The following is a 20,164-nucleotide window of genomic DNA, read 5'->3' as shown; positions in this document are numbered from 1 at the left end:
TGACGTAGCCCCAATCCGAAGCACCATCTTCTCTAGCGCCATCCATCAGCGGTTTAGGTAGTAGGCCCTATCCTTTTGCCCAGAGGGTCAAAGAAGGCGCTGAAGTGGCTTGGCCTGCTGTCTTGCCGACGCAGATGCTGACACGGTGATCAGCATCTGCGGGTCAAGGCCGAAGCACTACGGAGCGGGTCTCAGGCGGGCTCTTCGAAACGGCAGTAGCCAGCCGGCACGGTGCCGTGCGTTGCATGCCGCGAGGGGGCGGTCAGGGACGCAGCCCGCTTGCGTAATCTCGACTCTGGTTGCTTGGTAGCGGGACGCGGCAGGGCTGATGCGGTCAAGGCGCTGTTCAGGGTAAAGAACTCCATCAGTTGCTGGAGCAATTCGGCCTGGCTGCTCATCTCTTCGGCGGTGGCGGCCAGTTCCTCGGACGCCGAGGCGTTCTGCTGGGTCACCTGGCTCAGCTGCAGCATGGCGCTGTTGATCTGCTCGACGCCGGAGGTCTGTTCTTCCGAGGCGGCAGTAATCTCCTGCACCAGGTCGGAGGTCTTGCTGATGGAGGGCACCATCTCGTCCAGCAGCGAACCGGCACGCTCGGCCAGAGCCACGCTGCCTTGGGCGACGTTGCTGATCTCCTGGGCGGCGACCTGGCTGCGTTCCGCCAGTTTGCGCACTTCGGAGGCTACCACGGCGAAGCCCTTGCCATGCTCGCCGGCCCGCGCCGCCTCGATGGCAGCGTTGAGGGCCAGCAGGTTGGTCTGGTAGGCGATGTCGTCGATGATGCTGATCTTGGCCGCGATGGTCTTCATGGCCACCAGGGTGTCCCTGACGGCCTGGCCGCCTTCGTTCGCCTCGCGGTTGGCCTTGCCGGCCATGCCGTCGGTAACCTTGGCGTTCTCGGTATTCTGGGCAATGGAGGCAGACATCTGCTCGACGCTGGCACTGGTCTCCTCGACGGAGGCGGCCTGTTCGGTGCTGGCCTGGCTGATGCTCTGGGCGGTGGCGGAGATCTCCTCCGAAGCACTGGCCAGGCCATCGGAGGCGCTGCGGACATCGCTGATGATCTGCGACAGGCGCTGGTTCATGCCGTCCATGGCGCGCAGCAGGGCGGCGGTCTCGTCACGACCCTCGGCGTCGATGCGCTGGGTGAGGTCGCCTGCCGCCAGGCGATCGGCGATCTCGACCGCAGCGCGCAGGGGCCGGGTGATGCTGCGGCTCATCAGGAAGCCCAGCAGGATGCCAAAGGCCACGCCCACCGCGATGATGCCGATCAGCATGACCCGGCTGCGGGCATAGATCTGGTCGGTGAGGTCGTTGGCGTCGCTGGCGTTCTGCTCCTTGCGCTTGGACAGCTCGGTCATCAGCACACCCACCTGGTCGCCATAACGACGGACGCTGACCAGTTGATTGTCCAGCTCAGGATCGGCGTCACGCAGCGTCCGCTTGCCGGCGATCGCCATGGCCTGCTCCAGCTGGGAGGTATAGCTGCCGAGCAGCTCGTCGATCTGCCGGAAATTGGCGGCTGATGCTTCGCTGCTAAAGAGGGGGCGGGCCTTGGCGAGATTGTCCCGCACGTTGGCCAGACCCAGCTTGACCTCGGCCTGGGCACGAGTGCGCTCCTCTTCGGAGGTTGCCAGCAGGAAGTTGCTGCGCGCGCGGCCGATGAAGACCAGATTCATGTTGGCCTCCTTGATATAGGACAGGCCAAGCAATTCGTTCTGATAAAGCTGAGTCGCCAGATCATTGATCTGACTGCTGTTGTTCAGGCCCGCCAATCCCACCACCAGGCTGATGGACGCCACGGCGATGAAGGACACGATGAGGCGGGTGCCAATCCGGAAATTCTTGAACATCTGAAAGCTCCTGCTGAGGGACCAGCGATCAAGACTGGTCGCATGTGACGACGGGATAGTGACGTCAATAGTTAGGCTTTCGGATCGAATATCTGGAAGTTTATGGTGGCGCTTTGCCTTGGTGGTCAATTACTACATGTTCGCCGAATTTTCCTGAAGTTAGGTCAATAAGCGTTGTTGCAATAGCTTTCCTGGAGGCAACAGGTGTAGCAAGGGCGGTTCGAGACCGCATCGACTAATTGGCCTGATCATTTGTCTTTGCACCCGAGAGAATCGCTTGCTCCTTGTCCACGACCGCCCTGGCGGATGAGCCTCCGCGCCTGCGCTAGGCGGCGATGGCAGCACCCGGCGTTACACCTGGCGTTGCCACAGGGCCTCGACGAAGCGGCGAATCTCCTGTGCCACGTCTTCGTCTTCCGCCGTTGCCCCCATGAAACCACCGTGCGGCATGCCTTCGCCGAGGTAGAGCTCGACGGGCACCTGGGCGCAGCTCACGATGCAAGCGCGCCGCGTTGGACAGGAACAGGTCGCGGGTACCCGTTTGCAGGACGGTAGGCGGCAGTCCCTCAAGCTGGCCGAACAAGGGCGAAAGATAGGGGTGGGCGAGATCCGCGCCGCTTGCATAGAGTTGATTGATGGGCATCAGGGGGAGGGGCAGCATCACATCCACATGGCGGTTGGTATGGAAGCTGTCGCCGGATTCGGTCAGGTCGACCTCGGGTGACAGCAGCACCAGGCCGGCGGGCATTGGCAGGCCTTCATCACGTCCGCGCAGCAGCATGGCTAGGGCGAGGTTGCCGCCCGCCGAACGCCTGATGAGAAGGATGTCGGTGGGCGAGTGTCGGGTCAGCGCATGCCGATAGGCCAGGAGACAGTCATCCAGCGCGGCGGGGTAGGGATGTTCAGGCGGTAAGCGATAGTCCACGCCATAGCAGCGGATACTGTAGCGGTCCGCCTGTTGCCGCGCGTTCACGCGGCAGGCCTCGCCACCACCGAACAGAAGGGCGCCGCCGTGCAGGTCGATACAGGCCCGCTGGGGGTGTGCCGATCCTTCAGGCGTAGCCACATGGATCTCGGTATCGCCAAGAATCAATGTCTCGACGCGGGCGCGAAGGTGTTTTGCCAGGCCTTTCATGGCTACCGCGTACTGGCTGTTCACCTGATCCTTGAGTGCCTGCCAGGCGCCCCTGTCCTCTGCCGCGGGCAGGTCCAGGTGTGCATTCACCGGTCTGCCCTCGGCAGTGACCAGGCGTTGCAACGCCGCCCTTGCCTGGGCGCTGATCGATGTCGGAAAGGGAACGATACGTTCCGGCACCGATACGCCGTGGCCCAGATGAGAAGGCTTGGTCTCTGCCATGAGCGGCTCCGCGGTGAGGTGACCAGCAGGGTGTCGAGGTCGAGGGAAGAACTGGACGAGGCGGCAGGCTTCAGGCGTGTATCACGGACACCGTAGAGCCGAGCGGTCCGAGCACCTCATCGCCAGGCGCCGTATCCGTCACCAGGGCGCTGATGTCAGCCAGCGGGATGATCCCGTAGGGGGAGGCCGCGCCGAGCTTTTCGCGCGTCGCCAGAACGAAGGTCTCCGCCGCCTGGCGGCTGATGATCCGCTTGATCGCGGCTTCCTCGCCATTGCCCGTAGTGGCGCCCGTTTCCGGATGCAGGCCGGTCACGCCCATGAAGTAGCTATCCACGCGCACCCGGGCGATGGCCTCCGCGCAGGCCGCCCCCAGGGTGACGATGGAATGCTTGAACAGGCGGCCGCCCACGAGCTCGACCTCGATCAGCGGATGCTCGACCAGCTCCACCGCGATGTTCGGGCTATGGGTTACCACGGTGATCGCAAGATCCTTGGGCAGCTGGCGGACGAGTTGGACATTGGTCGTGCCGCCATCGAGAAAGACGATCTGCCCTGGCTGGATCAAGCGCGCACCCGCCCGGCCGAGGGCCACCTTGCTGGCCGTGGAAGCCTCTTCGCGCTTGGCGTAGTCCGCGACTGCCGCCGAAGCCGGCAAGGCACCGCCATGCACGCGTTGCAGCACACCGTCAGCCGCCAGTTCCCGCAGATCGCGGCGAATGGTGTCTTCCGAAACCCCCAGCTGCTGGCTGAAGGTCTTGGCGACCAGCCGTCCTTCCTGACGCAGTACCTGCTGGATAAGCGCCTTACGTTCACGGGTGAGCATCCGGGACTCCTGCACGAAAATTCTTGACGTTGCACGAAACTGCACGAATTCTAACGCGAAGCCCCAGGGCGGTAAACACCGCTCGCCAACCCAGAGGACTGCCCATGAGCATCGCCCCGCGTATTCGTGTCGAAGAGGTCGAGGTTTTATCTGACGACTGGTTCGTGCTGAAGAAAACCACCTTCGCCTTCCTGCGCAGTGACGGCACCTGGCAGCGGCAATCGCGAGAGACCTACGATCGCGGCAATGGCGCGACCATCCTGCTCTACGATCCCCAGCGGCGCACCGTGGTGCTGACGCGCCAGCTGCGCTATCCGGCCTTCGTCAACGGGCACGACGACCTGCTGATCGAGGCGCCCGCCGGCCTGCTCGACGCCGCCGAACCCGAGGTACGCATCCGCGCCGAGGTCGAGGAGGAGACGGGCTTTCAGGTGCGGGAAGTGCGGCAGGTGTTCGAGGCCTTCATGAGCCCCGGCTCGGTGACCGAGCGGCTGCATTTCTTCGTCGGCGAATACGCCCCGGGCGATCGCAAGTCGGCCGGAGGTGGCAATGTCGCGGAAGGCGAGGACATCGCCGTGCTCGAGGTCGAGCTGAAGGAGGCGCTGGCGATGATCGATGCCGGGACCCTGCGCGACGGCAAGACCATCATGCTGCTGCAGTACGCGGCCTTGAGGCTCATGCCGCGCCTGGCGGTCAGCTGATCGCCAGGGCTGCCTCGGGCGTTCGCCGCCTGGCGGCTAGGACGACGCCCCGGGGCGCAGATAGGGCAGCACATGGGCGACATAATCGGCCTTGCCCAGCTCGACGCCCTGGGCGCGCAGGATGGCGTAGGCGGTCATCACATGGAAGTAGAACTGCGGCAGGGCCCAGTCGCGGACGTACTGTTCGGCCGTGAAGTCGAATACCAGGCCCTGGGGCAGTTCGTGGGCGACCGGTGCCCCTTCCTGGATGGGAAGGCCTGTGCCTGCGATCGCCTCTATCCTGTCCAGGGTTTCGCGGATGCGGGTCTGTGCCTGGGCGAGGGTGCCCGGTTGTTCGCCGGCGTTGCGGCCTTCGTTGAGCAAGTCGGTCAGTTCGGGCGGAAAGGCCTGGTCGTGCAGTCTCAACATTCCTTCCTGGGCCTGGACGCAGGCGAAGCGGATCTGGGTGGCGAGGGGAAACATGTCGGGCGCCAGGCGGGCGGCCAGCAGCGTCTCGGCCGTGCCATCCGGCCGTTGGGCCTCGGCCTTGCCGAGCCAGGCCGACAGGGCGCCAAGCAGATTCCTGTAGGTGGGAACGAGGATGTCCGTGAAGGTCATGGCAGGTCCTTGCTGGGTCTGAAGCAGGGTGGGTCGGTCTAGTAGAGGGTGTTGGCGATCCGCTGCGGCAGGGCCTGGTCGTAGGCATCGCCGTCTATCTGGGTCGGACATAGCTGCTTGAGGATCGACCCGGGAGAGGGCAGGGCACTGCGCGGCAGGTGCCTGGTGGCATCCCACAAGCCGGCCCTGATCACCGCGCGGCTGCACTGGAAGTAGACACTGCTGACTTTGATCTCCAGCACCGTCCGCGGGCGCTGGCCCTTGACCTCGAAGCGCGCCAGCAGCGCGGGATCGACGGCTATACGGGCGGTGCCGTTGATCCGTAGCGTCTCGCCAATGCCGGGAATCAGGAACAGCAGCGCTACCTGGGGATCCTGGAGGATGTTGCGCAGCGTATCCAGGCGATTGTTGCCCCGGCGATCCGGCAGGTAGAGCGTCCTGGCGTCCTCGACCTGCACGAAGCCGGGCGCATCGCCGCGCGGCGAGGCATCCAGTCCCTGGGGGCCTGAGGAGGCCAATACCACGAAGGACGCTGCCTCGATGAAGGGCTGGTAGGCAGGGTGAATATGGTCTGTTTCCTTGAGGATCGAGGGTGCCGCAACCTCGCCGTAGAGGCTTTCCAGCGATTCCAGCGAGGTGATGTAGTTTGGCGCCTGGTTGTCCTGCTCCATGTGAGACTCCTGGTTTGAGGTGCTTTGCGCGCCTTCTCACGCGTGGCTCTTCCGGTGCCAGGCGTTCGCAACAGGCGAAGGGTTGGCTGAACTGTAGCCGATACGGTGGAGCAGAGCCCGGTCGGTGGGCAGGTTCCCGCGAGCGTCGCTTGGCTAGCGCCCTTCGCCTGCCAGATGGAGAGTCCGTCCGGCGAGTACAGCGTTCGTCATGGCCAGGAGGTGGGAGGTCGTCGAGAGCCTGGGTGGACGGCTGTCGGGGGAGCCGAGCTAAGGTCTGCCGTCGGTTGCTGCAATTCAGTCAAGCGATACATGAGCCACTGGCGAGGGGAATGGCTATCGAGACTGCGTTTGGGCGCGATTGCGCCCGTTCAGATCGTCAGTTTCCGGCTGAACTTCGTTTCCATCACGATGTGCGAGGCGGTGTGGGCGACACCCTTGATCATGTTGATGCGGGTGAGCTCCGCATTCAGCTCGCCGAGCGTATGGGTAGCGAGGTGGATGATGAAGTCGGATTCACCCGACACGGCATACACGGCCTGTACCGCTTCCATGTTGCGCAGGTGCGTCATGACATCGGTGTAGCTCTTGTTGGTGCAGGAGGTCATGGTGAAGCAGTTGATCACCTGCTGCAGGCGATCCTGGTCGATGCGGACGCTGTAGCCGGTGATCACGCCAGCCCGTTCCAGGCGGGTGATCCGCTCCTGTACGGCGGAGCGTGAGACGCCGAGCTTGCGCGCCAGGGCCGCAGTGGGCTCGCGGGCATTGGCCTGCAAAAGCGCCAGCAGCTGCCGATCCTTCTCCGTCAACTGAAACAGCGCTCCGGTGTTGCGTGCGTCCATGACCTTTCCTCGGCTCAACGGTGTCCGTGCGCCCGGGCTTCCTGAAATCTGTCCATCAGCTTGAGATAGGCATAGACGGTCTGCGCGGCTGCTGGTCCGACCGGACCGCCATTCCATTCGAGGCCGTAGGCGGAGAACAGCCGATAACGATCCGTCTCGCCACAGATGGCTTCCGCTATCACGCGGCCCCCGATCGGTGCGGTGTTCATACCATGGCCCCCAAATGAAGTACAGGTCCACACCCCTGTCGCCAGGCGACCGATGTGCGGCATCTTGTGGCGCGCATAGCCCATCAGTCCGGACCAGGCTTTGGCGATCTTCAGACCCTGCAGCTGGGGATAGACAGCGAGGATGTCGCGGGTGAGCAATTGCCCGAGCCGCTGCTCGTCCTGCAGGTTGTGAGTGGTGATATGCCCGCCCCAGAGCAGACGATCGCCTTCGACGATGCGGTAGTAGTCCGAGGCGCGTCGGTTGTCGCCGACCGCATCCGTGGTGGTTACGGCACTCGCGAGCCGCTCGCCCAGAGGCTCGGTCAGCACCACGTAGGTGGCGATCGGCAGGAAGGCGCGGCGGAGTCGTCCGAATTCCGTACCGCCATAGCCTCCGCAGCAGTAGACCACGTCGCGGCAGGTCACCGAGCCTTGGTTGGTCGTGACCCGGTGACGGTCCGCCTGGCTCACCACCTCGCGCATTGCCGTGCGCTCGTGGATCACGCCGCCGCCGGCCTCGAATAGCTCCGCCAGACCCAGGCAGTAGTTCAAGGGGTGGAAGTGAAAGCCATGGGTGTCGCGTAGCGCCTGAAAATAGCGGTCGGTCTTCAGACGCTCCCGGATCTGCTGGGTGCCCAGATACTCCAGTTCGAAGTCGAAGTCCCGCGCCATGCGATCGCGGGTCCGTTGCAGATTGATGCCATCCTCGTAGCGCACCACGCTGAGCTTGCCGGCCGTGGGTGCACAGCCGGGCAAGTGGTGGCGGGCGATGGTGTCCCGGACGATGTCGACACCCTCCAGCGACAGCCTGAACAAGGCGGCCGCTGTCTGACGGCCGCAGCGCCGTTCGATCGCGGACAGGCCTTCCGACCAGCCCTGCAGGACGAATCCGCCGTTTCGGCCAGAGGCTCCCCACGCTACGCGATTCGCTTCCAGCAAGACCACCGAACGGCCACGCGCCAGCAGCTCCCAGGCCGTGCTCAGACCGGCCAGGCCGCCGCCGATGACGCAGACGTCCGCCGCCACATCGCCTAGCAAAGGCGCGCGTTGCGTGGTCGCGCGCATGGTTCCGGTGTAATAGTTGTTGCTATAGGCAGCCATCAGCGGGTGTCCTTTTTCGGGCAGCAGCGGTCCACGCACCCGCCGCATGACGGGTACGGGTGTCTGAAGCGATGGTTACTGAATCAGGGTGAGGTCAGTGCCGTACCATTTCTGCGAGAGTTGCTTGAGCGTACCGTCGGCCTTCATGTCGGTGATGGCCTTGGCCAGCTCCGCGTTGAAGGCCTCGTCGCCCTTGTCGACCGCGATGGCGAGGGGTTCGTAGTAGGCCGGTTTGCCCGCTACGGCGGCGATGGGGTAACCCGCCTTGATGGCGCCCAGCACGGTGGGCAGTGCCGACAGGGTGGCGTCCAGCCGGGTGCCGTTGCCCATGCGCAGATCGTCGAGCGGACCCATGCTGTCGCCATAGGTGAGGACTTCGCCAGGCTCCACCTCGTAGGTGAACGCGGGCACATCGGCGGCATCGATCTTCAGACGCCTGTTAATGTAATCCTCTGAAGTGGTACCGGCTTCGACGCCGATCTTCTTGCCATTCAGCGCGGAGACCGTCGTCTTGGCCGCGTCCTTGTGCACCGCGAACACATAGGGTGTGTAGTAGTAGACGGCAGGGAAATCCAGTACTCGCGCCCTGGCGGTCGTCGGCGTCATGGAACCGACGGAGAGATCCCAGCGATTGGCCCAGCGACCGGCGGTGATGATGCCGTACTCGGGCGTCACGAAGGTCACCTTGGTCCCGAGTCGACGCCCGATCTCGGTCGCCACGTCGATGTCGAAGCCGCGCAGCTGATTGTCCTCGCCGAGAAAGGACTGCGGCGGCCAATTGGCTGCGGTCGCCACCTTCATGACCTTGGTCTGGTGAATGCGGTCCAGGGTCGCGCCGGCCCAGGCGGAGGGCAGGGCGGCACTCAGGGCGGCAGCGGCGGCGACAGCGGTGAGAAGACGAGCGGCTGGGATCATGGTGATGTCTCCGGATACACGTTTGTTGTTGTCGTGAGGGGTGTAACGGCGGTGGTCAGTGACTGAGGATCTGCGAGAGAAATTCACGCGCTCGCGGCTGGCGCGGATTGTCGAAGAATTCGTCCGGACGGGCCTCTTCGATGATCTGGCCCTGGTCCATGAAGATGATCCGGTCGGCCACCTTGCGGGCGAAGCCCATCTCGTGGGTGACACAGAGCATGGTGATGCCGTCCTGAGCCAGCTCGCCCATTACATCCAGGACTTCCTTGACCATCTCCGGGTCGAGCGCCGAGGTCGGTTCGTCGAATAGCATGATGCGTGGCTTCATGCACAGCGCCCGGGCAATGGCGACCCGCTGCTGCTGGCCGCCGGAGAGCTGGCCGGGATACTTGTCCGCCTGGTTGGCGATCCGTACCCGCGCCAGGTATTGCAGGGCCAGTTTTCGTGCTTCGGCCTGGTCGAGCTTGCCGACCAGGCGCGGGCCCAGCATCAGGTTCTCCAGCACCGTCAGGTGTGGGAAGAGGTTGAACTGCTGGAACACCATGCCGACCTGTCGGCGGATACTGGCCACGCTGGCCGCTTCGCGGGTCAGCACCTGGCCGGCGATCCGCACCTCGCCCTGCTGGAAGTCTTCCAGCAGGTTCAGGCAGCGGATCAGCGTCGACTTGCCCGAGCCGGAGGGACCACAGATCACGACGATCTCGCCGTTGCCAATGTGCAGGTCGATCCCCTTGAGGACCTGGAAGTCGCCATACCATTTCTGCAGATCGCGTACCGCGACGGCCGCATTGAGGTTGGATGGAGCCGAAGTTTGATGCATTGGGTGCTCCCGGGTTAGCGATGGGCGCGGTCGAAGCGCTTTTCCAGACGGGCCTGCACGGTTTCGAGCAGGATCGACAGCATCCAATAGAGCACTGCGGCCGTGATCAGCATTTCCAGGTGGCGGAACTCCGCGCGCCCCTGGGTACGCGCCAGGAACATCAGCTCCCAGACCCCGATCACCGACACCAGCGAGCTGTCCTTGAGCATCGAGATGAACTGGTTGCCGGTCGGCGGAATGATGAGCCGCATCGACTGCGGCAGGATCACGCGGGTCATGGCCTGGAAGGGCGTGAGGCCGATTGCCCGACAGGCCTCCCACTGCCCGCGCGGGATGCTGCTGATCCCGGCACGAAAGATCTCGGTCATGTAGGCGCCGTAGCACAGCGACAGCGCCAGCACCCCCGCTGGCACCGCGCCCACGACATAGCCCAGTTGGGGAATGCCCAGGTAGATCAGGTAGATCTGGATCAGCAGCGGTACGCCGCGAAAGAACGAGGTATAGAAACTCGCAATGGCGACGGCGAAGCCGTTGGCCGAAAGACGCGCAGTGGCGCCCAGCAAGGCCAGCACGAAAGCGATGGCGATGGATAGCGCCGAGACGTAGACGGTGGTGAACACCCCTTGGGTGATCATGAAGCCGACTTTGCTGAAGATGAAGCTGTAGGACAGATCGAAGGTATCGAAGAACAGCAGGAACAGCAGCAGCAACTCGCACCAGACGGTGGCCACCTGAGCCTTCAGCGGAAATCGGCCAAGGATGAACAGGTTCAGCATCAGGGTGAGGGTCAGCGTCCCGGAGACCGCGATGTTGCGCAGCATGGGGGCTTCCAGGTCGAGCACGATCGGTCCCATGAGACGGGCCAGACCACCTTCGCCGACGCCATAGACGCAGGCCAGCAGAAAGACGGCGGCGGCTACCGCGGCCATGAACGGAAGGCTGTCTGTCGCGCGAGGTTTGACGATGTGGTCGCGATACATGGTTCGGTCCTCACGCGCTTGGCGCTTTTCTTGTTGTGAGGCCATTGTAGGGAGGCGTTGTGCAGGGCAGTACCCGGCGAAACGGGTCATTTCGCTGGTAACTGATTGAAAATCGACGGTCATGACCTGTCGTTCTGAAGGCTTGGTTGGCGAATGGATGGAGCGGCGATAGTGGCTGAGCGCTGTAACCCGACCTCTCTGGAAGGCCAGGTCCTCTGCCTGACGACCGTCTCGGAGCGGTCGGCACTCGGGCCATGACAGTCATCTCGGCGGCCGATTTCTGCGGTGATGCATTCCTCGGGTCCCCTGTCGGGGAGCGGTTGCTCGCGGCCTGGCGATCCCACCCGAGCTGGACACTTGCGGTCGAGGCGTGGTCCTAGCAAGGTGAGAGCAGCCGCCGCGCTGGTCCGACCCTCCTGCGGGCTGCCGTTTCTGGATGGCTTGCTGAACAACCAAAAGGAACCTCCTGATGACCCAACCCTTACGCCTGTACGAGCTGACCGGCGCCGACGACAGCTGCCGCTTCAGCCCCTATTGCTGGCGCATACGGCTGGCGCTGGCGCACAAGGGGTTGCCGGTGGAGACCGTGGCCTGGCGCTTCCACGAGAAGGAGGCCATCGCCTTTTCCGGCCAGGGCAAGGTGCCGGTGCTGGTCGACGGCGACCAGTGCGTGAGTGACAGCTGGACCATCGCCGAGTACCTGGATCGCCAGTACCCTGAGCGGCCTGCCCTGGTGGGCGATGCCTCGCTCAAGGCAACGACGCGCTTCATCAACCAATGGGTCGCGGACAGTGTCCATCCGGCGCTGGCGCGGTTGATCCTGCCCGACGTCCATGGGGTTCTGGATGAAGCCGACCAGGACTACTTCAAGCGGACGCGCGAGGCGGCATTTGGCGTGTCGCTGGAGGCCCTGGCTGGGCAACGCGAAACCTCGCTGCAGGCCTTTCGCGACATCCTGAAGCCCCTGCGCAGCACCCTGGCGGTGCAGGATTACCTGGCCGGCGAAGCCCCGGCCTATGCCGATCACATCGTCTTTCGGCGCCTTTCAGTGGGCGCGGATCGTCAGTGCCCAGGCGTTGCTGGCCCAGGACGATCCCATCACCGCCTGGTGCGAGCGGATGCTCGACGCCTACGCTGGCGTTGCGCGCCAGGTACCCGCGGCAGCCGCGCGGTAGGCCGCTGCCGCGCCTGAGCCGGCGGCTCGCCCGGGCGCTGCCGTCGAGGCGTCCACCAGGACGAACGCCCCGACGGCAGCGCCGGCACCCCTTGGTTGGCGGATTCCTACTGGATCACTGGCCGGTGCTGGCCAACCGATTCATTCTCTTCCTGCCGATCCCGCTCGGCCATGAAGTCCCCAGGCAGGGATTCGACATACAGGCTTCTGCTGGAGAGGGCGAAGCGCACGCCGATCTTGGCGAAGGCTTCCATCATCTCCAGATTGATCGCCTGCTGGATGTCCATGTACAGGTTGTAGCTGGCATCCAGGACGATGTAGACGACCTCGAAGTCCAGCGAGCTGTCGCCGAAGGCCAGCAGATGAGCCCGGTCAAAGCGCGTCTTGTCCTGCCGTTGAATGATGTCCTTCAGGGCGGCGGTGACCTGCCTGATCTGCTTCGGCTGGCTGGCATAGGTCAGGCCGAACTTGAAGACGATGCGACGCTCCTGCAGCTTCTTGTAGTTCTGGATGGTGCTGCCGATCATCTCGGCGTTCGCCATGACGATCTGCTCGCCGCCCAGGCTTCTGATCCGCGTGGTCTTCAGGCCCACGTGTTCGACGGTGCCCGCCAGCGAGCCGACGACGATGAAGTCGCCCACCTCGAAGGGTTTGTCGACCGCGATCGACAGGGAGGCGAACACATCACCCAGGATGTTCTGCACGGCCAGGGCGATGGCGATGCCACCCACGCCGAGGCTGGCGACAAAGGCGGTGATGTTGACGCCGAGATTGGACAGCATGGCCAGGCCGACCACGGCCCAGAGCAGCACCTTGGCGCCCCACAGCGACAGGGTGGCCAGGGCGCTGCCCTGGTAGACGTCGGCCTGGCTGTGCTTGACGAAGTAATGGTGCACCGCCAGGGCGACCGCCCGGTTGGCCCACAGCCCGACCTGCAGGGCCGCGACCACGAACCAGAGGCTGCTGACCCGCGTCAGCCAGCGCTCGGGCAGGTCCAGTATCCCCACGCCGATCAGGATAGCGGCCAGCAGCAGCAGGGTATTGCTGGTGCTGGAGAGCACCTGGATGGCGATATGGCTGACATGGGCGCCCGGTTTCTCGGCGCGGGTCCGCAGGTTTCTCAGGACGAAGCCGATGACGGTGCGGGCGAGGGTGAAGCTGAGCAGGATGATGCACAGCATGGCGAGCCAGTTGGCCAGCGAGATGCCGAGCAGACTGGTCGATAGCAGGGTGTTGAAAAATCCGAGATCCATAAAGCAAAGGGGTCTTCTAGCCGGTTCAGAAATCGCCACGACTCGGCCGCGCAGGCGCGGTCGCGACTCGTTTTATCCCAGCGCTCTCGTGGCCAACTGGAACACAGGACGCCATTCGCCAGCTCGGCCGTTCAGCCAGGAACCCGTGAATGGCATCAGCCAGGTTGGAGTCCATCGCGGCGGTGCCGTGCACTTTTTTTCATGGTCGGGCGCAGTTCGAGACGTGTCGATCGGGCGACTGGCAACCCTGAGCGCCTCTGGCCCGGTCGTTACGGCAGGCGCTGCCGAGTCGAAAAAAACTGGGCTCACCTGATCTGTCGATCGGGTGTTGCTAGTGGCCGCCGGCAGCACCGAGGAGTGAGCGCCGGTCACGCTCGAAGGGGCAAGGGAATGGCGGTTTCGCGAAGGGGCGGACAGCGCGGCAGGGGGCCGGGCTCCGGCGGCGATCACCTGGCCTGCGGGACGCCAGACCCGATAGCTCCCGGGAGCCCACCCGGGCTCAGTGGCTGTAGCCGGTCGGCTTGTTGCGGATGGTCTTGAGCAGGTCTTCCGGGCTGATGCTGGCCAGCGCCTTGGCAGCGGCCTGGCTGCCCGGCAGCGGCAGGTCGAGGATATGGCCCTTCATCTTGCCCACCACGTGCATCTCGCAGGGCTTGCAGTCGAACTTCAGGGTCAGCACCTCGTCGCCGTGGACCAGCTGCATGGGCGCGACCTTGGTGCGTACGCCGGTGACGCCCTTGGCCTGCTTGGGGCAGAGGTTGAAGGAGAAGCGCAGGCAGTGCTTGGTGATCATCACCGGCACCTCGCCAGGCTCTTCGTGGGCCTCGTAGGCCGCATCGATCAGCTGCACGCCATGGCGGTGGTAGAAATCGCGGGCCTTCTGGTTGTAGACGTTGTAGAGGAACGACAGGTGCGACTCGGGGTACACCGGCGGCGGACTGGTCTCGGCCTTGCGACGGCCGCGCGGGTAGGCGGCGACGCGGGCGGCGGTCAGCTGCTCGATGGCCTCGCGGCGCAGCGCCTTGAGCTGCGAATTGGGTACGAAGAAGGCCTGGGGGGCATCCAGGGTCACGTCCAGCGCATGGTATTCGGTGGTGCCCAGCTGGGTCAGCAGGTCGCGCAGGCCGTCCAGCGCCTGCTCCGGCTTGTTGGCCACGCCGAAGGGGCCGTCCAGGGTAACCGTGACGCTCAAGCCTTCCTCGCTGGTGGCGGTCAGCTGTAGCCGCTGCTCGCGCAGCTCGGCCTGCCAGCGCACGCCGATGCGGCGCTCGGCGCTGGTCTTGAGCAGGGCCTGCTGCCAGTTGTGGTCCAGATTGCGCGACAGCGGGTGATTCGGCCGCAGGCGGAACAGCCCCTCGGGCATCTCGTTGGGTTCGACGCGATAGCGATAGCGCTTCGCCCCGTCCTCCTCGAATTCGCCCTTGAGCTCGGCGACGTTGGCGCGAAAGCCCACCACCTCGCGCTTGACCAGCACATTGAGGCCGTCGCCGTTGGACAGCGGCTCTTCGGTCACGGCGATGAAGTCGCGCTTGCCGACCTTTTCCACCTGACCCACCGGCAGCCCGGTAAAGGTCGGCGAATCGAAGGCACCGATGTCCACCTTGCGGTCGGTGACGAAGTAGTCGGTGCTGCCGCGGTGGAAGGTCTTGTCCGGATCGGGCACGAAGAAGTGCGCCGTGCGACCGCTGGAGGCGCGCGCCAGGTCGCTGCGGTCTTCGAGGATCTCGTCGAGCAGCTGGCGGTAGTAGGCGGTGATGTTCTTCACGTAGCCCATGTCCTTGTAGCGCCCCTCGATCTTGAAGGAGCGCACGCCGGCCTCGACCAGGGCGCGCAGGTTGGCGCTCTGGTTGTTGTCCTTCATCGACAGCAGGTGCTTCTCGAAGGCCACCACCCGACCCTGGTCATCCTTCAGGGTGTAGGGCAGGCGGCAGGCCTGGGAACAGTCGCCGCGGTTGGCGCTGCGGCCGGTCTGGGCATGGGAGATGTTGCACTGGCCGGAGAAGGCCACGCACAGGGCGCCATGGATGAAGAATTCGACGGCCGCGTCGGTCTCGGCGGCAATGGCCGAGATCTCCTGCAGATTCAGCTCGCGCGCCAATACCAGCTGGGAGAAGCCGGCCTGGTCGAGAAACTTGGCCCGCGCCAGGGTGCGGATGTCGGTCTGGGTGCTGGCATGCAGCTCGATCGGCGGGATGTCCAGTTCCAGCACGCCCAGGTCCTGCACGATCAGCGCATCCACGCCGGCGTCGTACAGCTGGTGGATCAGCTTGCGTGCCGGCTCCAGCTCGTCGTCATGCAGGATGGTGTTGATGGTGGTGAACACGCGCGCGTGGTAGCGCCGGGCGAACGCTACCAGCTCGGCGATCTCGCTGACCTCGTTGCAGGCATTGTGCCGCGCCCCGAAGCTCGGCCCGCCAATATAGATGGCATCGGCCCCATGCAGGATGGCCTCTCGCGCGATACCGACATCGCGGGCCGGGCTGAGCAATTCCAGATGGTGCTTGGGCAGGGACATGGCGATTCTTCTCGGTCAGGCGTGGCACGGCAAGGCACGCATTGTAGCGGGCGAGGGGGAGGAGGGCACGCCTGGGGTGCTGGGTGGTTGGCGCCAGTCCATCAACCGGAAAGAGGATCTACAGACTCGCCCGTTGATTAAGGGTTATCCGTGTTTCCGGCCGGCATCCCGGTGCGGGGAGCGCAGCGGGGCAGACGGAGTTGCGGCTGCCAAGGGCTCAAGCACCGCCATCCTACCGGATATGACGTAAGCGCATTCCAAAGGGGAATGAATGCCTGTGCCTCTTTATCGCTTTTTTCCATTAATAGGGCGTCGTAAAACCTCCGTCACTTCAATAAACATAAAACTCGGAGGACTCATGACCGAATCCCTGGCTTCAAAGCCGGCACCGGCAGTAGCGGAACGGTCAGCGCTGCAGACGCGGTCCAGGACCCGCTATCGCTGGGTGGTGCTGACGGTCATCGTGGTCGTGTACATGCTCGCTGCAGCTGATCGGGCCAACATCGGCATCGCCTTGCCCTATATCCAGAAGGAGTTCGGCGCGACCAATGCCGAGGTGGGTCTGCTGGTCAGTGCCTTCTTCCTGTTCTACTCGCTCGGTCAGATACCGGCAGGCTTTCTGCTGAGCAAGGTCAGCGTGCGTGTGGTTGCTCCCGCGGCGATTGGCATGACATCGCTCGTGACGCTGCTGATCGGCACCTCCCATAGCATCGGTATGCTCAAGCTCTATCGCTCGGCTCTGGGCGTCGCAGAAGCTGCCTTGCCGCTGTCGATGTTGAGCACCATCAACCGCTGGTTTCCGCCGCGGGAAAAGGGCACGGCTACCGGGGCGTTCCTGTCCGCCGCGAAGATGGGCGCGGTGATCGCACCGCCCCTGGGAGCGGCGCTGATTCTGCTCGATGGCTGGCGCACCATGTTCATCGCCTTCGCCCTGCCGGGTGTGTTACTGGCCTTGCTGTGGTGGTGGCTTGTCCCCAATGACCCGCGGGCCTGCAAGCAGGTCAGTGACGCCGAAGCCGAGCACATCGAAGACCAGACGACTGCGCACAGCGAGTCGGTCCGCAAGCACCGGGATTTCGGCAGGCTCGACCGCGCGCTGCGGTATGAGCGTACCCCCATCCTGGATACCTCCCGCTCCGTGTTCAGATCCTGGAACATCTGGGGGTGTGGTCTGGGCTACCTGCTCATGACCGGTGTGGTGAACGTGCTCCTGGCCTGGCTCCCCAAGTACCTGGGCGAAGTGAAGCACTTCGAGCTGATGCAGGTGGGCTTCGTGGCGTCCTTGCCCTTTGTCGGTGGAGTGCTTGGCAATATCGTCGGCGGCTGGCTATCGGATCGAATCCTGGACCGCCGGCGCAAGCCGACCATGATGATCAGCGCGGTGGCGACCTGCGTGATGATGGTCGCTCTGGTCTATGCGCCCAATGGACTGCTCGCGGTCGGTCTGTTGCTGTTCGGTACCGGCTTCCTGCTCAACATCGGCTACTCGTCGTTCTCGGTCTATTCGATGGGGCTGACGACCAGAACGACCTATCCGGTGGCGGCATCCGTGGTCAACAGCGCGGGCCAGGCCGGAGGCGCCATGGCGCCGCTGATCACCGGCTTCCTGCTGGACAGCTACAGCTGGACCGCGGTGTTCATCTTCCTCGGCGTCTGTTCCCTGGCCGCGCTGGCCTTCGTGCTGACCATTGCCGAACCGGCTACCGCGCCCGTCGAGGCCTCCGCTGCCTAGGGGTGGCGCATCCTGATTCACGGTCGCGGCCGCCTGTGGCGCTGCCGTTCCGCTGGCAGCGAGGCGGTCTGGCGATACCGGACTAGCGCTGCAACTGTTTCGTGAAGTCGCAGAGGTGCGTCGCCAGCGTGGCGATCTCGGCGACGAAGGTCGAAGGTCGATCGTTGCGGTACATCGCCATGTAGGGAACCGGTGGCAGCTCGGGATCGGTCTCGACGATGACGAGCTTGCCTTCGTCCACCAGCGGGCGGAAACATTCGCGCGGCAGATAGGTGACGCCCAGGCCCGCCGAGGCCAGGCCGAGCATGGCGGTAAGGCTGTCGGAGGAGAGGATCCTGGGCAGCTCTATGCCCCGGGCATGCAGCCAGCGATTCACGAACAGGCCCGATCCTGACTTCTTGCCCTGCATCAGCATGGGATACTTGGCCAGCTCGGCCAGGCTCACCACGCCTGAATTCCGCACCAGTCCCGGCGCGGCCATCCAGGCATTCTCCACGGTCGCCAGGGGGATGCTGGTGACCTCGGGGGCGGTGAAGGTATCCGGGATCACGATGAGGTCGACCAGGTCGTCCATCAGCCGCTCATGCAGGTTGCGACTCATGTCGACCTCGGGCTCCACGGTAAGCCCGGGAAAGTCCGCGACCAGTCGTGTGACCAGGCGCGGTAGCCAGGTCCAGGCAGTAAGCTCGGTAACGCCCAGTCGCAGGCGGCGCGTGGTGACGTGCTTGCCGTCCTTGAGCGAGGTGATGCGCTCGTTCAGATCGAGCATCTCCCGCGCAATGACCAGCAACTCCTCACCCTCGGCAGTGAAGCGGGCACCCCGCTGCGAGCGATCGAACAGTTGCAGGCCGGTGGAGGACTCCAGCTCCTGCACGCGTTTCGAGATGGCCGACTGAGTCGTGTTGAGATGCTCCGCAGCCCTTTCGAAGGTGCCCAGCCGTTCGATCCAGTGCAGCGCCAGTAATTGCCGTAACGTGACCATTGGCATTCCTTCAGGGCATGAGTGGCCATACCTTAATATCGCTTTTTCTATTTGGCCAGCGGCCTATCCTTGACGTTATCCAACAAGAGGAGCCCCCATGAACGTCATCGCTTCCCGTCCGACCGCGCTGGTCGAAGCCTTCGCCCGCACCTCCACCTCGATCATCAGCGACTGTCTCGACCGGCTTCCGGGCGCTCGGCTGCGACCCTTCCACCGGATCGAAGGCACCATGGCGGGCCTTGCCCTCACCGTCAAAGTACCGGCCGGCGACAATCGGGCGATCCACCAGGCGCTGGAGCTCCTCGTCCCTGGGCAGGTGCTGGTGGTCGATGGCGGTGGCGACCTGAGTCGTGCCCTGATGGGTGACATCATGGCGGCTATCGCGGAAAAGCGCGGTGCCGCAGGGGTCGTCGTCGATGGAGCGATTCGCGACCTGGCGACGATCAGCCAGGGCAGCTTTCCCATCTTCGCGCGTGGGGGCTATCACCGTGGCCCCTACAAGAACGGCCCGGGCGAGATCAACGTGCCGGTGACCATCGGCGACATGATCGTGTCTCCGGGAGACCTCGTCGTGGGTGACCATGACGGCATCGTCGCCTTTCCCATCGCCCAGGCGGCGGAGCTGCTCGATCGGTGCCTGGCGACCGAGCGCAAGGAAGCGGAGATGCTCGCGCAGATCGCCGCTGGAACCTACCGGGGCGCCTACGCGGCCCACTGATTACGGAACACGCAAATGAAGCTAGCGATTATCGGCGCAGGCGAAGTGGGCCTTACCTATGCGCACCCCTGGGTGGCAGCCGGCCACGAAATCCTCTTGTGCGACCTCAAGCCCTCACCCAGAGCCCAGGCCTTTGCCAAGGAGCACGACCTGGCACTCGTCACCTCGGTAGAAGACGCGGTCGCCGAGTGCGACGCCGTCGTCTCCTGCGTGTTCGGCACCGTCTCGCTCCCGGTCGCCGAGCAGGCGCTCGCCCTTATGCCGGCGGGTGCGCTGTTCATCGACATGACCACCGCGGATCCTGAGCAGATCAGGCGAGCCGCGGCCATCGCGGCCGAGCGCTCGATCCCCTATGTGGACGTGGCCATCCTGGGGGCCATTGCGCTGACGCACGCGAAAACCAATCTGCTGGGCGCCGGCTTCGGTCTGGAGCGCGCGGTTGCGCTCTTCGCCGAAGCCGGTGCACCGCTCAAGCCCGTCGAGGGAGGCGCCGCGGGCGATGCGGCCGCCCTGAAGATCCTGCGCAGCGTGTTCACCAAGGGGCTGGAAGCCCTGACCATCGAGTGCTTCATGGCGGCCGAGAAGCAGGGCGTCACGGAAAAGCTCCACGATGCTCTGAGCGATATCGATCAGGCTTCGCTCAGGGACTTTCTCGGCGCCCTGATCAGGACGCATGTGGTCCACGCTCCGCGCCGTCTCAAGGAAGTGGAAGAGGCCGAACGCCAACTGCGGGCTGCCGAGCTGCCGGTGGCGGTGCTGCCCGGGGTCAGGGAAGTGTTTGCGCGGACAGCCGCGCAGCTCGCACGCGAGCCTGTCGACACGGCATCGCCGACTCTGGACCAGGCCTTTGCCTGGCTGTTCAAAGCCAATGGCGTGGTGAGGTAGCGGGTACTTGATTAAGCACCGAGCGGCTATGACCGCTCGGCG

18 protein-coding genes are annotated in these 20,164 nt (G+C 64.4%); 5 read left to right on the top strand and 13 right to left on the bottom strand.

The window, feature by feature from the left end; genetic code table 11:
• Positions 1–191: 191 nt before the first annotated feature.
• The 3 genes from QE393_RS10400 to QE393_RS10390 form a co-directional block, all read right to left on the bottom strand.
• Positions 192–1,850, bottom strand: coding sequence for a methyl-accepting chemotaxis protein (locus QE393_RS10400; protein ID WP_273806128.1), 1,659 nt, complete (start codon positions 1,848–1,850; stop codon positions 192–194).
• Between the two features lie 325 nt (positions 1,851–2,175).
• Positions 2,176–3,207: an alpha/beta hydrolase gene (locus QE393_RS10395; protein WP_273806129.1), complete on the bottom strand. Its 1,032-nt coding sequence runs from the start codon at positions 3,205–3,207 to the stop codon at positions 2,176–2,178.
• Positions 3,208–3,277: 70 nt separating this feature from the next.
• The gene (locus QE393_RS10390) at positions 3,278–4,030 is read right to left on the bottom strand and encodes a DeoR/GlpR family DNA-binding transcription regulator (protein ID WP_273806130.1); all 753 of its coding nucleotides are present in this window, start codon (positions 4,028–4,030) and stop codon (positions 3,278–3,280) included.
• A 104-nt stretch (positions 4,031–4,134) separates the two neighbouring features.
• Between QE393_RS10390 and QE393_RS10385 the strand changes: the two genes are divergently transcribed.
• On the top strand, positions 4,135–4,731 hold the full coding sequence (locus QE393_RS10385; protein ID WP_273806131.1) for an NUDIX domain-containing protein: 597 nt from the start codon (positions 4,135–4,137) through the stop codon (positions 4,729–4,731).
• 36 nt (positions 4,732–4,767) lie between these two features.
• Here the strand turns inward: QE393_RS10385 and QE393_RS10380 are convergent, their stop codons facing one another.
• From QE393_RS10380 to QE393_RS10350, 7 genes are all read right to left on the bottom strand, one after another.
• A complete protein-coding gene (locus QE393_RS10380; RefSeq protein WP_273806132.1) occupies positions 4,768–5,328 on the bottom strand; it encodes a DUF1993 family protein in 561 nt (186 codons plus the stop codon).
• 38 nt (positions 5,329–5,366) lie between these two features.
• Positions 5,367–5,999 (bottom strand): pyridoxamine 5'-phosphate oxidase family protein, encoded by a 633-nt coding sequence (locus QE393_RS10375; protein ID WP_273806133.1) that lies wholly within the window; start codon positions 5,997–5,999, stop codon positions 5,367–5,369.
• Between the two features lie 368 nt (positions 6,000–6,367).
• Positions 6,368–6,838 (bottom strand): Lrp/AsnC family transcriptional regulator, encoded by a 471-nt coding sequence (locus QE393_RS10370; protein WP_133860947.1) that lies wholly within the window; start codon positions 6,836–6,838, stop codon positions 6,368–6,370.
• 14 nt (positions 6,839–6,852) lie between these two features.
• A complete protein-coding gene (locus QE393_RS10365; RefSeq protein WP_273806134.1) occupies positions 6,853–8,148 on the bottom strand; it encodes an FAD-binding oxidoreductase in 1,296 nt (431 codons plus the stop codon).
• A gap of 75 nt (positions 8,149–8,223) precedes the next feature.
• The gene (locus tag QE393_RS10360) at positions 8,224–9,063 is read right to left on the bottom strand and encodes a transporter substrate-binding domain-containing protein (RefSeq protein ID WP_273806135.1); all 840 of its coding nucleotides are present in this window, start codon (positions 9,061–9,063) and stop codon (positions 8,224–8,226) included.
• A gap of 55 nt (positions 9,064–9,118) precedes the next feature.
• The gene (locus QE393_RS10355; protein WP_273806136.1) at positions 9,119–9,883 is read right to left on the bottom strand and encodes an amino acid ABC transporter ATP-binding protein; all 765 of its coding nucleotides are present in this window, start codon (positions 9,881–9,883) and stop codon (positions 9,119–9,121) included.
• Positions 9,884–9,897: 14 nt separating this feature from the next.
• Positions 9,898–10,863: an amino acid ABC transporter permease gene (locus QE393_RS10350; protein WP_133860943.1), complete on the bottom strand. Its 966-nt coding sequence runs from the start codon at positions 10,861–10,863 to the stop codon at positions 9,898–9,900.
• Between the two features lie 469 nt (positions 10,864–11,332).
• On the opposite strand from QE393_RS10350, the gene QE393_RS10345 reads away from it, so the two are divergent.
• Complete coding sequence (locus tag QE393_RS10345; RefSeq protein ID WP_310043313.1) at positions 11,333–12,055, top strand: glutathione S-transferase N-terminal domain-containing protein; 723 nt, start codon at positions 11,333–11,335, stop codon at positions 12,053–12,055.
• Between the two features lie 89 nt (positions 12,056–12,144).
• Here QE393_RS10345 and QE393_RS10340 read toward each other — a convergent pair whose 3' ends face one another.
• Both QE393_RS10340 and QE393_RS10335 read right to left on the bottom strand, forming a co-directional pair.
• Positions 12,145–13,290 (bottom strand): mechanosensitive ion channel family protein, encoded by a 1,146-nt coding sequence (locus tag QE393_RS10340; RefSeq protein WP_310043311.1) that lies wholly within the window; start codon positions 13,288–13,290, stop codon positions 12,145–12,147.
• Positions 13,291–13,789: 499 nt separating this feature from the next.
• Positions 13,790–15,805, bottom strand: a complete 2,016-nt coding sequence (locus tag QE393_RS10335; protein WP_310043308.1) for a U32 family peptidase — start codon at positions 15,803–15,805, stop codon at positions 13,790–13,792.
• Positions 15,806–16,163: 358 nt separating this feature from the next.
• Here QE393_RS10335 and QE393_RS10330 point away from each other — a divergent pair, with 358 nt between their 5' ends.
• Positions 16,164–17,537 (top strand): MFS transporter, encoded by a 1,374-nt coding sequence (locus tag QE393_RS10330; RefSeq protein WP_310043306.1) that lies wholly within the window; start codon positions 16,164–16,166, stop codon positions 17,535–17,537.
• An 82-nt stretch (positions 17,538–17,619) separates the two neighbouring features.
• Here QE393_RS10330 and QE393_RS10325 read toward each other — a convergent pair whose 3' ends face one another.
• Positions 17,620–18,519 carry a LysR family transcriptional regulator gene (locus QE393_RS10325; protein WP_273806141.1) on the bottom strand — a complete coding sequence of 300 codons (900 nt, stop codon included), beginning with the start codon at positions 18,517–18,519 and terminating at the stop codon, positions 17,620–17,622.
• Between the two features lie 97 nt (positions 18,520–18,616).
• Between QE393_RS10325 and QE393_RS10320 the strand changes: the two genes are divergently transcribed.
• Complete coding sequence (locus QE393_RS10320) at positions 18,617–19,237, top strand: RraA family protein (RefSeq protein ID WP_273806142.1); 621 nt, start codon at positions 18,617–18,619, stop codon at positions 19,235–19,237.
• Between the two features lie 15 nt (positions 19,238–19,252).
• Positions 19,253–20,122, top strand: coding sequence for an NAD(P)-dependent oxidoreductase (locus QE393_RS10315; protein ID WP_273806143.1), 870 nt, complete (start codon positions 19,253–19,255; stop codon positions 20,120–20,122).
• The last annotated feature ends 42 nt before the right edge of the window (positions 20,123–20,164 follow it).

The organism is Pseudomonas sp. SORGH_AS_0211 (assembly GCF_031453455.1).
Taxonomy (GTDB): domain Bacteria; phylum Pseudomonadota; class Gammaproteobacteria; order Pseudomonadales; family Pseudomonadaceae; genus Chryseomonas; species Chryseomonas aestiva.
This window is presented reverse-complemented; position numbering and strand designations above follow the sequence as displayed.